Annotated in this window: 11 protein-coding genes and 2 pseudogenes; 6 read left to right on the top strand and 7 right to left on the bottom strand. The window is 68.0% G+C overall.

What is annotated here, in order from left to right:
• Positions 1 to 27: 27 nt before the first annotated feature.
• Positions 28 to 1,344, top strand: a complete 1,317-nt coding sequence (locus OO70_RS03150; RefSeq protein ID WP_043663252.1) for a hypothetical protein — start codon at positions 28 to 30, stop codon at positions 1,342 to 1,344.
• Between the two features lie 85 nt (positions 1,345 to 1,429).
• Here OO70_RS03150 and OO70_RS03145 read toward each other — a convergent pair whose 3' ends face one another.
• Complete coding sequence (locus OO70_RS03145; RefSeq protein ID WP_043663249.1) at positions 1,430 to 1,669, bottom strand: hypothetical protein; 240 nt, start codon at positions 1,667 to 1,669, stop codon at positions 1,430 to 1,432.
• A gap of 462 nt (positions 1,670 to 2,131) precedes the next feature.
• Between OO70_RS03145 and OO70_RS55745 the strand changes: the two genes are divergently transcribed.
• Positions 2,132 to 2,947, top strand: a complete 816-nt coding sequence (locus OO70_RS55745) for a transposase (RefSeq protein WP_234336678.1) — start codon at positions 2,132 to 2,134, stop codon at positions 2,945 to 2,947.
• A gap of 46 nt (positions 2,948 to 2,993) precedes the next feature.
• Positions 2,994 to 3,746 (top strand): transposase, encoded by a 753-nt coding sequence (locus OO70_RS55740; RefSeq protein ID WP_234336692.1) that lies wholly within the window; start codon positions 2,994 to 2,996, stop codon positions 3,744 to 3,746.
• A 293-nt stretch (positions 3,747 to 4,039) separates the two neighbouring features.
• On the opposite strand, the gene OO70_RS03135 is transcribed toward OO70_RS55740, so the two are convergent.
• Positions 4,040 to 4,396, bottom strand: a complete 357-nt coding sequence (locus tag OO70_RS03135; RefSeq protein ID WP_043663247.1) for a DoxX family protein — start codon at positions 4,394 to 4,396, stop codon at positions 4,040 to 4,042.
• Between the two features lie 185 nt (positions 4,397 to 4,581).
• On the opposite strand from OO70_RS03135, the pseudogene OO70_RS52025 reads away from it, so the two are divergent.
• Positions 4,582 to 5,457 (top strand): annotated as a pseudogene (locus OO70_RS52025) (IS5 family transposase).
• 4 nt (positions 5,458 to 5,461) lie between these two features.
• Here OO70_RS52025 and OO70_RS03125 read toward each other — a convergent pair.
• Positions 5,462 to 5,962, bottom strand: coding sequence for a GNAT family N-acetyltransferase (locus OO70_RS03125; protein WP_043663245.1), 501 nt, complete (start codon positions 5,960 to 5,962; stop codon positions 5,462 to 5,464).
• Between the two features lie 67 nt (positions 5,963 to 6,029).
• Positions 6,030 to 7,208 (bottom strand): preprotein translocase subunit SecD, encoded by a 1,179-nt coding sequence (locus OO70_RS03120; protein ID WP_158711405.1) that lies wholly within the window; start codon positions 7,206 to 7,208, stop codon positions 6,030 to 6,032.
• A gap of 439 nt (positions 7,209 to 7,647) precedes the next feature.
• On the opposite strand from OO70_RS03120, the pseudogene OO70_RS53590 reads away from it, so the two are divergent.
• Positions 7,648 to 7,778, top strand: a pseudogene (locus OO70_RS53590) (helix-turn-helix domain-containing protein); the annotation flags it as partial.
• Positions 7,779 to 8,276: 498 nt separating this feature from the next.
• Here the strand turns inward: OO70_RS53590 and OO70_RS03115 are convergent.
• Positions 8,277 to 8,816, bottom strand: coding sequence for a hypothetical protein (locus OO70_RS03115; RefSeq protein ID WP_043663243.1), 540 nt, complete (start codon positions 8,814 to 8,816; stop codon positions 8,277 to 8,279).
• A 57-nt stretch (positions 8,817 to 8,873) separates the two neighbouring features.
• Positions 8,874 to 9,704 (bottom strand): alpha/beta fold hydrolase, encoded by an 831-nt coding sequence (locus OO70_RS03110; RefSeq protein ID WP_043663240.1) that lies wholly within the window; start codon positions 9,702 to 9,704, stop codon positions 8,874 to 8,876.
• A gap of 165 nt (positions 9,705 to 9,869) precedes the next feature.
• On the opposite strand from OO70_RS03110, the gene OO70_RS03105 reads away from it, so the two are divergent.
• The gene (locus OO70_RS03105; RefSeq protein WP_043663237.1) at positions 9,870 to 12,647 is read left to right on the top strand and encodes a helix-turn-helix transcriptional regulator; all 2,778 of its coding nucleotides are present in this window, start codon (positions 9,870 to 9,872) and stop codon (positions 12,645 to 12,647) included.
• Between the two features lie 19 nt (positions 12,648 to 12,666).
• Here the strand turns inward: OO70_RS03105 and OO70_RS03100 are convergent, their stop codons facing one another.
• Entirely contained in the window at positions 12,667 to 13,812 is a 1,146-nt protein-coding gene (locus OO70_RS03100) for an FAD-dependent oxidoreductase (protein WP_199827231.1), read from the bottom strand.
• Between the last annotated feature and the right edge of the window lie 33 nt (positions 13,813 to 13,845).

The raw sequence follows: 13,845 nt of genomic DNA, 5'->3' as shown, positions 1-13,845 counted from the left end.
GGGTGCACTGAGTGATTGGATGGAGGCGTGGAAGAGACCACCCGTCACCCGCTGGTTGTGGCACGTCTCGCGTGCGGCATGACGATGGAGGAGCTCGTCTCCGGCATCCGTGCCGCGGCCACCCGGCGTGGTCTGCGTTCCGGCACGGACGAGGCGCGGGTGCGTAAATGGCAGCGCGGCGTCGAGCCCAACGAGGAATCGCAGAGCTACATCGCCGAAGCGCTCGGCTGGCCCGCGGACATCGTCCGCGCCGACGACTGGCCGACCTGGCTGCCGCTCACCGCCGACGGCGTGGTCCCGCTCGGACCCCACAGTTCCGTGTCCGCCCTGAGAGAGGCTCTGCGAACAGCGATGGACCGCCGCGTGTTTTTTACGATCTCCGGGGCCGCCCTGTCCGGCCTGGCCGCGGACTGGGCCGTCGGCCCCTCCACCGCCCTTGCCCGGGCCCACGGCGGCAAACCGGTCGGCGACGACTTCGTCGCGTTCCTCGAGGACTCCACCCAGCACCTCGCCACGCTCCCTACCGAGCAGCGGCAGCACACGGCCATGCTGCTGGATGCCCACCTGGCCACGGTGACCGAGCTTCTCGAACACGGCCGCTACAGCCCTGCCGTCGGACTTCGCCTTCACACCCTGGCTGCTTCCCTGTCCCAGACCGTGGCCTGGCACCGCTTCGACCTGGGCAGCCACACCCACGCCAGCCAGAACTGGATCGCCGCCCTGCACAACGCCCACGCCGCTGGCGACCACGACATGGGCGCCGGCCTCCTGGGCGACCTCGCCTACCAGGCCGCCTGGCGGGGCGACCACACCACCGCAGCGAGCATCCTCAACCACGCCCTGACCCGCGCCCGCAACTCCGCCGCCCGCGGCCTTCTCCAACTGCGCCTCGCACGGACCCTCGCCGCGCGAGGAGATCTCGGGGAACGGCGCTCCGTGCTGCGCGCCCTCGCAGCGGCCGAGAACCACCTCAACGACGCCGGCGCCGACCGGCCCGCCTGGTGCGCCTGGGTGTCCGAGGCCGACCTCGCCGTCGACTCCGGGCAGGCACTCCTCGACCTCGGCGACACTGCCCGCGCCCACCAGCTCATCATCGAGGGCGAGCGTCTGCTGCCCACGGCCCGGGACAAGACGAAGGGCGTGTTCCTCGCCTACCGCGCGGCCAGCTACCTCGATCAGAAGGAACCCGAGCCCGCCGCAGCCGCAGCCACCCAGTCCCTGCTCCTGGCCCGCCGTATCGGCGCACCCCGCTGCATCAGCCTGGTCAACGACCTGCTCCCCCGCTTCAAGCCCTACTTCCGCGCCGAAGGTGTTCCGGAACTCCTCCACCTCGCCGCCGCCTAGCGCGAAGAACATCTGGTTGGTTCGTACGGGGTGTGACAGCGAGGGCAGTTTGCCTGCGTCTTCGGGTGCTTCCGGCCAACAAGCCCTACCGCCGTGCCGTCTGCCCGAGCCGTCGAACGACCGACAGAGCGTGCTCGGCGACCTCGTACTCGTCCGGCACGTGGTCGTCCAGGACGTCCGCGACGTCGTCGAGCAGCAGGCCGTCGACGTAGAGTGCCCAGTTCTGGGCTTTCGCATGGAGTCGCTTGAGTCCCTCTGGGGTGCCGGGCAGTACCGCTTCCCGTACGGGATGGATCCAGTCCGGGACCGGCATCGTGTCGGTCATCGCGCTTGCCTCTCGTCGAGGGCAGGGGGTGTTGCTGCCGGTGCGGGGAGTCTGCTGGCCTCACCTGCGGCGTGCCGGGGCGTGATGGCGGTGTCGCCGTAGCCGCACAGCACGATCCGGGTCTGCTGCACGATCGGGTGACATCTTGGCCTGCCCCACCATTTGGGCTCCAGGCTCGGTGACTAACCAGCAGCCGGGGTGGTGTCGTTCTCGGAGAGTAGTTCGTACTCGATGGGGGTGCGATAACCCAATGCTGAGTGTCGTCGCCGGCGGTTGTAGAAGATCTCGATGACCCTGTTGCCCAATTGGGTGAATGCCTTTGATCTCGGTCTTGGCGGGTGGTCGAGGGGCGGACCCTGGGGTGGGGCTTGGGCAGCAGGCCTGTGATTCGATCTTGGGGCGGAGAGTCGGGTGTCGATGCGGGCGGGCGCCGGTCGGGAGGTTCCTGAGGGGACGCGGCTGGTGGCATGGGCTGCGTTCCCAAAGGGCTGTCTGGCGATGCGGGTACGGGACGCGCTTGGTCCGCTGTTCGACGACGAGATCTTCAGGTCCGCCTTCGGCGTACGTGGTCGTCCTGGTGTTGCCCCGGGGCAGCTGGCGTTGGTCAGCGTGCTGCAGTTCGCGGAGAACCTGACGGACCGCCAGGCCGCTCACGCAGTACGAGCAAGAATCGACTGGAAGTACTTGCTCGGCCTTGAACTGGCCGATCCCAGCTTCGACTTCACCGTGCTGACGGGCTTCCGCGACCGGCTCCTGGCCCATGGGCTGGAAGGGAAGATCCTGGACCTACTGCTGAAACGCCTCAACGAGCTGGGACTCGTGTCAGGCCGGGGCCGGCAGCGCACGGACTCCACCCACATCCTCGCCGCGGTGAGGGATCTCAACCGCCTGGAGTTCGTCGGCGAGACCCTGCGGGCCGCCCTGGAGGCGGTGGCCGTCGCGGCGCCCCAGTGGCTCATCTCCTGGATGCCCCAAGGCTGGCAGGAAAGATACGGAGCCCGAGTCGACTCCTACCGACTGCCCAGCGACGAAACCGAGCGAACCCAACTGACCTGGCGCATCGCGGCCGACGGCTACCAGTTTCTCGAAGCGGCCTTCGCGGCCAGTGCCCCGGCCTGGCTGCGGCAGGTCCCGGCCGTCGGCATCCTGCGGACGGTATGGCTTCAGCAGTTCCAGCGCACGATCACGGACGGGGTGCAGGAGGTGGCCTGGCGGGGGAAGGACGAGCTCCCGCCCAGCAGAGCACGGATCGCCTCGCCCTACGACCGACTCCCGTAACGCCGTCAAGCGCGGCTCGGCCTGGGACGGCTACAAGGTCCACTTCATCGAGACCTGCGACGCCAAGGAGACCGGCCGACCGCACCTGATCACCCATGTGGTGACCACGGACGCAACGGTCGGCGACCCTCTGGTCGCCGACGAGATCCACGACCAGCTCGACGCCAAGGGGCTGCTGCCGGGCGAGCACCTGATGGACGCCGGCTACATCTCCGCGGAACTCCTGCTCGCAGCGCCCAGCCAGCGAGGCATCCGCGTCATGGGCCCGGTCCGGCCCGTGACCCGCCGCACCGTTCAGGCAACTGGCTACGACAAGGCGTCCTTCAGGATCGACTGGGACGTTCGCCTGGCTATCTGCCCCGCCGGCGCCCGCAGCCGCTACTGGACCGAGGGACTCGACAATAATCAGCGATCCGCGATCCGCATCCGTTTCGCCACCGAGACCTGCGCGCCTTGCCCCTCCCGCGGGCAGTGCACCAACTCGACACGCTACGGTCGGCAGCTGACCGTCCGGCCACAGGATCAAGACGCCGTCGTCGAACGTGTTCGAGCCGAGCAGACCACCGAGGAATGGAAGGCCGTCTACGCGATCCGCTCCGGCGTCGAAGGCACAGTCCACCAGGCGGTCACGGCCACCGGCACCCGAAGAACCCGCTACACGGGACTGGGGAAGACCGCCCTCGCGCGCATCCTCACGGCCACCGCCGTCAACCTGCTCCGACTCGACGCCTGGTGGACCGGACAACCACTCGCCCCCACTCGGACATCACACCTCGCCGCCCTGGACCTCGCCGCATAAGCAATTGGGCAACGGGGTCATCGAGGTCTTCCACAACTGACAGCGGCGCCACTCAGCGCTGGGCTACCGCACCCCGATCGAGTACGAACTACTCTGCGAACAAGACACCATCCCCGCCGCCAGTTAGCCACCGCAGCTGGAACCCAAACCGTGGGGCAGGTCACCGCGATGTGTGTGGACCCTGGCCTCAGGACAACGCGATCTCACGATGCGGGCAGCGTCAGGGTCATGATCCAGCAAGCCGGGACGACTGTGACAGCTCGCGGCGGCAGCGGAATGTCTGGCCTCGCGGGTTACCAGGGGCCGTGGTATTCCAGGCCCAGGACCAAGGAGGCTATCGCGGTGGCAAGGAACACGATCCCGCCCACGATGTTGCGGGAGCCGACTCGCAGGTGGGCAATGATGGCGCCGATGAAATACAGCACGAGGCCGGAGGAGGCGAGGGTTCCGAGTACGGGCACGGCGAGCCCGGCCAGCAGCCCTGCGGTACCTGCCGCGAGCAGCAGGCCCAGTACTGGCACCCACTTCCGGGGCAGGCCTTTCATGTCCGCCTGAGTCTTGGGGTATTCGTGGCCGATCAGGTAGGTGACGGCGGCGGCACCGTTGAAGACCGCGCCGAGGATGATCACCGTGAGGTAGGCGGCGAACAAGTCATCTCCACTTCTGTAGCCATGGGTACTACTGGGCAGCCCGTTGCGACATGCGCTTCTTCTGCAAGACGGACCGGCGCCTCAATTTCGTGACATCGGCGAGCGGTTGGGCGTACCCAACGACCATGAGAGTCCTCCAGGGCGTGTGCCGAAAGTGGATCTTGAACATGGGGTGATCTTGGTTCGTGGCACGTGGAGATCTGACGGACGCGCAATGGGCGGTGCTGGAACCACTGTTACCGAAGGGCAAGAAGCCCGGACGGCCGACGACCTGGGCCAGGCGGCAGCTGATCGACGGCATACGGTTCCGGGTTCGCACCGGCGTCCCCTGGCGGGACCTGACAGCCGAATACGGATCGTGGGGCCGGGCGTACGACCTGTTCCGCCGCTGGCAGCGGGACGGTACCTGGCATCGGATCTTCACCGAACTCCAGGCCCCGGCCGACGCGAAAGAGCTGATCGCCTGGGACATCAACATCGACTCCAACGTCGTCCGGGCCCACCAGCACGCCGCCGGAGCGAGGAAAAAAGGGGGAGCTGCAGAAGGAGCCGCCCGGCGGCGTCACCGTCAAGCCGGATGACCACGGAATCGGGCGCTCGCGCGGCGGCCCGACCACGAAGTTGCACCTGGCCGTCGAACAGGGTCAGAAGACCATGTGCAACGTGATCACGGCCGGACAGCGGGGCGATTCCCCGCAGTTCGAGCCTGTCCTGGGCAAGGTCCGTGTCCCGCGTCTTGGGCCGGGCAGGCCGCGCACCCGACCCGATCGTGTACGGGCCGACAAGGCATACGCCTCCCGAAGGAACCGCGCTCATCTGCGGCAACGCGGGATCCGCTGCACCATTCCGGACAAGGCCGATCAGGCCCGCAACCCAAGAAGCGCGGCTCGCGCGGCGGCCGGCCGCCGAAGTTCGACCCACAGGACTACAAGGCTCGGCATGCGGTCAAGTGCGGCATCAAACACCGCAAAAGGCACCGAGTGGTGGCCACGAGGTACGGCAAGCCGGCGGTCGGTCATGAGGCGACCGCCTTCGTAGCAGCTATCAACGAGTGGCTGTGACCACTCACACGGGACACTCCATGCACACCAGTTGATCCCGATCGTCCCATGACTCGGTGACGGTGAAGCCGAACCGTTCGTACAGAGCGATGGCCCCAGCCCGCCAGTTCCACACCGACATCCGCACAGTGCCCACGCCGCTTTCCGCAGCATGCGCGAGCGCAGCACCGAGCAGGCCCGACGCAATGCCCCGACCCCGGAATACCGGGTCCGTCCAGAGCCTCTTGATCTCCGACCGCCCGTCGGCGGGGGCGGTCACCACCAGACAGCCCACCGCGGCGCGCCCGCTCAGAGCCACCAGCACGACATCGTCGACGAACGCGATCCGCGGGTCCGAGACCTCCGCCCGGTAGCGGTCTGGCAGCCCGTCCACATCAGCAACGGCCTCACCCTTCTCGGCCTCCGTCCGCAGATGGTAGGCCGCCAGCAACGCGGCCAGCCCGTCCTCGACGGAAGGAGTCCGGCCTGGCCAGCGGACAATGGAAACCTCGCGTTGATCAGTCATGACGTCAGCATCACACGACACAAGGCGGGCCCAACCTGAGCCCCTCGGACCGCTTCCGACACGCGCCCTAGGGCTTGGTGATGTGAGTGGAGCTGGCGAACTTCAAAGTGACGGGGAGTGCACCGGAGTTCAGCTTGGCAGCCAGGTTCCGGGCCTCCTTCTCGTTGAAGCTTCCGGAGATCTGCGCCGTACCATCCGTCAGTTCCTGGGTGACCGAAGGTGCAGACACCACAGCGCCATCGACGACGATGGCGAACTCGTTCTGCGGACTTTGGTTCTGGGCGAGTTGTCCGGTGGCGTCGGCGAACTTCTTGGCCCCGGCCGAGGTGAAGTCCAGCAGTACTGTCCAGCCCGCACCGTTGGCGGTGTCGTATGTGGCCTTGGCCGAGACGACCTCGCTGCCGCTCAGGATGGCCGGCCCCAAGAGATACTTCTCTGCCGGCTGTCCCGGCGTGCGGCTGGCGGCGCAAGCGACGACGGGTGTGTCGGGTCCTGGATCCTGGTTGGTCTCGATGCGCGTGCGGTCATCAGAGCAGTCCAGCGCGACGTACTGCGCCTGGAGGGCGGACAGTGCCGCATCGGACCCGCCGGCAGGACTTGCCTGCGCGGAGCTGGAAGCGGCGGCCCGGAGGTCTCTGGTGACAGCACGCCCCTGTGGGGAACTGGCGCTGGGACTCGGCGTGGGTGCTCCAGGAACAGTGCTCTCCTGCGCCAGTACCGGCCGGAAGCGCAGTTGTCCGGGTGATCCCAGTTGTTGCAACTGCCCGACGGGGTAGGGGCCGGTGACGGTGATGGATGCGCTCTGTGCCTCGACCTGGGCGCTCGTCATGCCGAGGGTTTTGGCGCGTTCCTGCATCCGGCTGGCCGTCTGGCGCAGTCCGTCGGCAGAGGCGGGTGAGGAAGCGCTGAATGTCACCGTCGACCAGTCGGCGCCGCTGGTGCTGATGCTGGTGCGCGCGCCGGACGGGGAGCCGGACGGCAGCGCGCCCGGCCGGGCATGGGGCGAATGCGAGCACCCGGCCAGCAAAGCCAGGCCTGCGCACAGAAGAGCGACCATATGTCTTGTCTGAAGGAGAGGCACGGGGTGCAGCTTCTCAACCCGAATGCGATGCATACCGGGTGAATAGTCGAATATCCATCGGCGCTTCTGATGAGGCGTTAAGGTGCCACAGTCGTCGAGCTCGAGCACGCGGGTCACGCCGGCTGGGCCGGTCGCGTGCCGTACCGCGCGGACACTGGTCAGCACCCCACCGGCCCTCCCTCGCGGGATCGGTGCCTCGGGGGGACCGATGGAATGCTCCCGGATGTCGTTGTAGGAGGCGGTGCCGCCCAGTTCAACGGGGCGGCACGGTACGGCCCGTGCGCCGGGCATCACGGAGGAGTCGGCGGTTACTGCCTGCTTGTGAAACCGGACGTCAGTCCCGCGGCACCAGCCACGGAGACGGCGACCAGGGTCAGAGCGATGGGGTTCTGCACGGCGGTGTGACCGCTGAGCCGGTCCATGAAGGCGGGCGGGTCCTGGTTCCGCGATGCTCCGACGCCTTGGTCGTTGTCGACGATTTCGGCGAACCGCGTGATCCGCGGAGGCAGGTGCTTGATCCGCGTGACGGAAGATTCTTAGCGCGCCAGTCCGTAATCCGGTGCGGGCGAATCCGGCATGAAGAGGTCGCGCTATCTGCACACACGAGTACAGAGTGCACCTCTCCCGCGAGCAGGTGTTCAGGCTGGTTAACAGCCGCCGCAGCGCCTGTCGATGGACACCCTCGCCGCGCGGTGCGGGATCCTCGACTGCTCCCCGGCGGACCTGATCACCGTGTGGGCGTATGGGCGAGCACGACAGGTAGTTCTTTCGCCTGGCCGCAGCGTCTCCACCACCGGTGTGCCTGAAGGAGTGGGTTCTGCGAGCACCGTGACAGGGCGTCAGGCCAGGGTCGAGACCGTGGGCGTTCTCGAAGCAGGAGTCGTCGTGGGTCGGGTACGAATCGCCGCCAGACATCTTTCAGTGCGACCACCGTCCGTCATGTCCAACGGATACCACCGCACCTTCTCGGGCCGGTCGGCCGCGTTCCCGAACCGGTGAGCGATGCAATCGCAGACCGGCACGCAGGAGTTGGACGGGACGAGGGTCATCACGCATGACTGGAGCAACAGGGCCCCCTGACAACGCGTTGCGTCGCAACCCGAGTCACCAAGGGGCCCTGTCTCATACATCCACTCGGCCAAGATCACCCGACCGGACGCCCTGTTCAACCAGGACCGTCCTCATGTCATGATCGACAGGACTGCCGCTTCTGAGCACCGCCTGCGCTCGGCATCAGTTGTTGCTTCGTGCGAGTGCTCGCCGTTCGATGCTCTTCGCGTACAGGGGCGTCTCTTTCTTGTTGTGGGCCGAAGATGCCTCCTGGTCCGCGGCCGCGGCTTGCTCGAGGGAGATGCCGTGTTCGTTGATCGCGGCGAGGAACTCGTCGGTGGCCGTTGCCGTGACGTGGTTGACGTATTCGCAGCTGTGCTCGTCGAGCGGCTGGACGCTGAGGTCCCACACCACGTGCAGTGAGGTGCGGCCGAGGAGAGGGCTGAACAAGTCGGAGACGGACACCATGCGGCAGTGATGGGGGTCGGTGACCTCGCCCACGTAGTGCTGGACCATGAGGTTGCCGCCGATCATCTCGACGTTGATCGACATCGGCTGCCCGTCGTCGGTCGTGGTCACCCCGACGGCGATGTGGTCCGGTGGGGCGCAACGCTGATATTCCGCGTCGGAGAGGTGGAACAGCCAGTCGGCGATGTCCACTCGGTCGATCGGCGCATTGATCACGTGGCTGAAGCTTGACTCCGCGATGTGGCGGTCTGACATGAGCAGGTCCTTCGATGGGGGGCTAAGGAGATTCCTCGACGCGGTGGTCTGGCCGGGTCAGCCGACGTCGCGGTACTGACCAGCGATCCACGCCGAGACAAGGGCGGCGAACTCGTCGCCTTTGTCCTCCCAGAAGAAGTGGCCCGCTTCGAACTCGTGCAGCCTGCTGTGGGGCAGGCGCCCGTGCAGGTATTCGGCGTTGGCCGGGGGCACGTAAGGGTCGTGGTCGCCCTGCAGGACGAGGACGGGGGTGCGGACCTCGGGCAGCAGGTCGGCGAGTACGGGCAGCTCGGAGTCGTAGCTGCGGACGTAGCGACAGGATTCGGTGAACCGATCGCCGAGGTAGGAGGTCAGATAGTCCGCACGCGCCTTGGGCGACAATGCGTACTTCTCCACCAGTTCGAGGGAGCCGCTGACGAGATCCTGCGGATCCAGTGTCGCGATCGGCGCCAGGTCGGGGGCCTCGACGAGATCCTTCAGCGCACCGCCGATCTGCAGAGGGAACGCGACCGCGCCGCTGCCGACGATGACGCTGCGGACCCGTCCCGGGTGCCTGGCAGCCACGAACAACGCGGCCGCGGTCCCGACGTCGGGTCCGAACAGGTGTGGGGCATCGATACCCCACTGGTCCATCAGACGTACCAGGAACGCACCCATCGTCCGGGGGGTGAGGAGCTCGTCACGGCGCTGGGATCCGCCGAAGCCCGGCAGGTCGACCGCGACGAGGTTCGCGTGCTCGGACAGCAGCGACCACGTGCTCTCGAAGGCGTACAGGCTCTCGGGCCACGGACAGGTGAGGATCAGCGTCTGGTCATGGCCCCCGTCGCTCCTGGCGACACGGACGTCGACGCCGTCGACGGATTGGTAGCTGGGGGCGATGGTGTTCACATGCGGCTCCTGACAGCAGTGGGTTTGTGCGACGGCCACGCGTCGCGCCGTTCGGATGTGGATCAGTCTTCGGACCGCTGACGGGTGCTCGCATCCCCCACCGGCCAGCCACCCGGCACGCCGCGCGCCGGTTGTACCGTCGCTGTTGTGGATATGACCAGGTGCTTGCCCGGCGGTGGGCCGGTGGTGCAGCTCGTGGGCCGGCGCGATGAATGCGCGGCGCTCACGAGCCTGATCGAGGCTGTCCGGGCCGGTCGGAGCAGGGCGCTGGTCGTACGCGGTGAACCGGGCGTTGGCAAGACGGCGCTGGTGGACTACCTGGTCGAACACGCGTCGGGTGTGCGTGTGGTGCGTACCGCCGGTGTCCAATCGGAGATGGAGCTCGCCTTCGCGGGGTTGCATCTGCTGCTGACGCCGATGCTCGACCGACTTGACCGTCTTCCGGTTCCGCAGCGTGACGCGTTGAGTACGGCGTTCGGCATCAGGACAGGGCCGGCGCCGGATCGGCTTTTCGTCGGCTTGGCAGTGCTGACCCTGCTCTCCGATGCGGCCGAGGAGCAGCCGCTGCTGTGCCTCGTGGACGACGAACAGTGGCTCGATCGCGCATCGGCTCAAGTTCTCGCGTTCGTCGCACGCCGCCTGCAGGCGGAGTCGGTCGGTCTGGTGTTCGCGGCTCGGGAGACAAGCGAGGAACTGGCGGGTGTGCCGGAGCTCGTCGTGGAAGGTCTGCGGGAGGCGGATGCGCGCACGTTGCTCGGCTCGGTACTGACAGGGCCCCTGGACGCGCGGGTCTGCGAGCAGATCGTCAGCGAGACTCGGGGCAACCCGTTGGCGCTGCTGGAATTGCCGCGGGGAGTCACGCCGGCCGAGTTGGCGGGTGGTTTCGCGCTCCCGGGTGCGGTGCCGCTGTCGGGGAGTATCGAGGAGAGCTTCCGGCGGCGGCTGGACGTTCTGCCGTCCGAGAGCCGACGCCTGCTGCGGCTCGCGGCGGCCGATCCGGTCGGTGATCCCGCGTTGGTGTGGCGAGCGGCCGCGCTGCTGGGTATCGGGACCGACGCTGCGACGGCCGCGGTCGAGGCCGGGCTCATCGAGTTCGGCACGCTTGTGCGTTTTCGTCATCCCCTGGTGCGCTCGGCGGCCTACCGCTCGGCGTCGTTGACGGACAGACAGGACGTGCACCGGGCCCTGGCCGAGGTCACTGATGCGGAGAGCGACCCCGACCGACGGGCCTGGCACCGCGCCCACGCCGCGCCGGGGCCGGACGAGGAGGTCGCCGGGGAACTCGAACGCTCGGCCGGCCGTGCGCAGGCCAGAGGGGGCTTGGCGGCAGTTGCCGCATTCCTCGAACGTGCGGCGATCGCGACACCCGAACCACGTCTTCGTGTACGGCGCCTGCTCAGCGCGGCCAGAGCCAAGAGCGACGTCGGAGCGCTCGATGCCGCACTCACACTGCTTGTGGCAGCCGAGGCCGGCCCGGTCGAGCGCGTGCAGGCGGCCGAGATCGAGCACCTACGCGGACAGGTCGCGCTGGTACAGCGGCGTGGCGATGCGGTCCGGCTGCTTGTGGGCGCGGCTCGGCGTTTCGAGCCGTTCAGCGCCGAGCTGGCCCGCGAGACCCACCTCGAGGCGCTCGGGGCCGCTCTGTGGGTCGGCGACTTCGGGGGCCCGGGCGGAATGAAGGAGGCTGCCGAGGCAGCTCAGGCCGCGCCCCCCGCGCCCGACCCTCCGCGCGCGGTTGACGTCCTGCTCGACGCGCTGGCGATTCGCGTGACGCAGGGCTATGCCGCGGCGGCCCCCGCGATGACCCGAGCACAGGAACTGCTGTCTGCGCTGGACCTCGCCGACGACGGCATCGGCCGCTGGTTGCGGCTCGTCGGGGCGAGCTCCAGCGCCATCGTGGCCATGGAGTTGTGGGACGCCGAGTCCTCCCACGCCCTTGCTGCTCGCCTGACCCGGTTCGCTCGCGAGACGGGCGCAGTCGTGCACCTGCAGTTCGCGCTCGATTTCCTGGCCAGAACACACCTTCGCGCCGGCGAGGTGACTACGGCGGCCATGCTGATCGAGGAAGACCAGCTGATCGCCGAGATGACCGGGAATCCGCCCGCTGTCTACGGCGGGATGATGCTCGCCGCGTGGCGCGGCCAGGAGTCACGGGCAACGGAACTCATCGACGCCGTCCTGCAACGGGCGACGGCAGCCCGTCTTGGCCGGATGGTCGACTTCGCGAATACCGCACGGTCGGTGCTCTGCAACGGTCTCGGTCGCCACGACGCCGCCCGGGATGCCGCGTGGCAAGCGTTCGAGAGTGACCAACCAGGGCTGGGATCCCATGTCGTACCCGAACTCGCCGAGGCGGCGTCCAGGACCGGTGACGTCGGGTTGGTGAAGACCGCACTCGAGTGGCTGGCCGAACGCACCAGGACGACGCCCACCGAGTGGTCACTGGGCATTGAGGCCCGCATCCGTGCCCTGCTCAGCGAGGGCGACGCCGCAGACAGTCTCTATCGCGAGTCGATCACGCGTCTCGGCCGGACCTGCCTGCGCCCGGAGCTGGCGCGCAGCCATCTCCTTTACGGTGAATGGCTGCGACGTGAGCGCCGTCGGGTCGACGCTCGCGAGCAGCTGCGCGCCGCCCATGGCATCTTCGCTTCGATGGGAGCCGCGGCGTTCGCCGAGAGGGCCCGTCGCGAACTGCTGGCCACCGGCGAGACCGTCCGTAGGCGCACGGTCGAGGTCCGCGACGAGCTCACCGCGCAGGAGGCCGTGATCGCGCGGCTCGCACGTGACGGACTCTCGAACCCCGAAATCGGCACCCGGCTCTTCCTCAGCCTGCAAACGGTCAAATATCACCTGCGCAAAGTCTTCATCAAGCTGGGCATCAGCTCGCGCAGTGAGCTCAAGCGTGTCCTGCCCAACGATCAGAACACGGTCCCGCCGCTCTGAGCCCGTGCGGTAGCCGCGGTCAGGTGTTGTCCGGCGGTGTGGCACTGAACATCTCGACGAGCCGATTGACCGCGTTCTCGCCGAAGCAGAGTTCGATGCCGTCGACGGACTCCTGTGCCTTGGCGGCGCTGCGCGGGAAGAGCTCCTCTTCGTAAGCGGCAAGGGCCGACTCGGTCTCGCCCGGGTGCTCGGCGATCGACTGGCCGAGGAGCGCGCCGTCGAGCATGGCGAGGTTGGCTCCTTCTCCCGCGAACGGCGACATCACATGGGCGGCGTCGCCCAGGAGCGTCACGCCCGGGACGCGGTCCCAGCGGTGGCCGACCGGCAGTGCGTTGATCCTGCGGGGCACCAGAGGACCGTCCGCGTTGGCCACCAGCGCCGTCAGGCTCTGGTCCCAGTCTTCGAACTCGGCAAGCACCTTGGCCTTCGAGGCGTCGATGTCACTGAAGTCGATCGCGTCGAGCCAGTCCTCGGGGGCTCGGAGGGCGCTGTAGATGTGGAGTTTGCCGCTGGTCGTGCGGTGGCCGAGGAGGCCCTTGCCGTCTGCGAGCGCGAAAAGGATGCCGCTGCCGACGATGGCGGCCTCTTTCGGGTGGCGGACATCGGCGTCGAGCAGGTCGGCCTCGACGAACGAGAGGCCGCTGTAGGCAGGCCGGGCGGCGGAGACCAGTGGGCGAATCCGGGACCAGGCTCCGTCCGCGCCGATCAGCAGGTCGGTGGTGAGGGTGGCGCCGTCGGCGAAGGTCACTTCGTGTCGGCCACCGCCCAGCGGTGCGGCCGCAGTGACCTGTCGGCCCCAGTGCACGGTCCCTTCGGGCAGCGAGTCGAGCAGCAGGTCGCGCAACTGTCCGCGGTCGACCTCGGGGCGGTCGCCGGTGCCGTCGTCGACCTCGTCCCAGTGCACGGTGGCGTGCTTGTCCAGGACCCGGCTGCTTTCCCCGCCGGAATGCACCAGGGCACGGAAGGCGTCGATCAGTCCGGCGTGGTGCAGCGCCACCTGGCCGTTCTCGGTGTGGATGTCGAGCATGCCGCCCTGTGTGCGGGCGTAGCGGTCGGTCTCGAGGTCGAAGACGGCGGCCTGGATGCCGTGAACGTGCAGGACGCGCGCGAGGGTGAGGCCGCCGAGCCCGGCGCCGACGATGAGGATGGGGTGGTGGGTGTTCATGGTGATCTCCTTTACGCACTGGCACGTTCTGGC

This window comes from Streptomyces xylophagus (genome assembly GCF_000716435.1).
Classification (GTDB): domain Bacteria; phylum Actinomycetota; class Actinomycetes; order Streptomycetales; family Streptomycetaceae; genus Streptomyces; species Streptomyces xylophagus.
The sequence above is the reverse complement of the archived record's forward strand: the minus strand, read 5'-3'. Positions and strand labels throughout refer to the sequence as shown.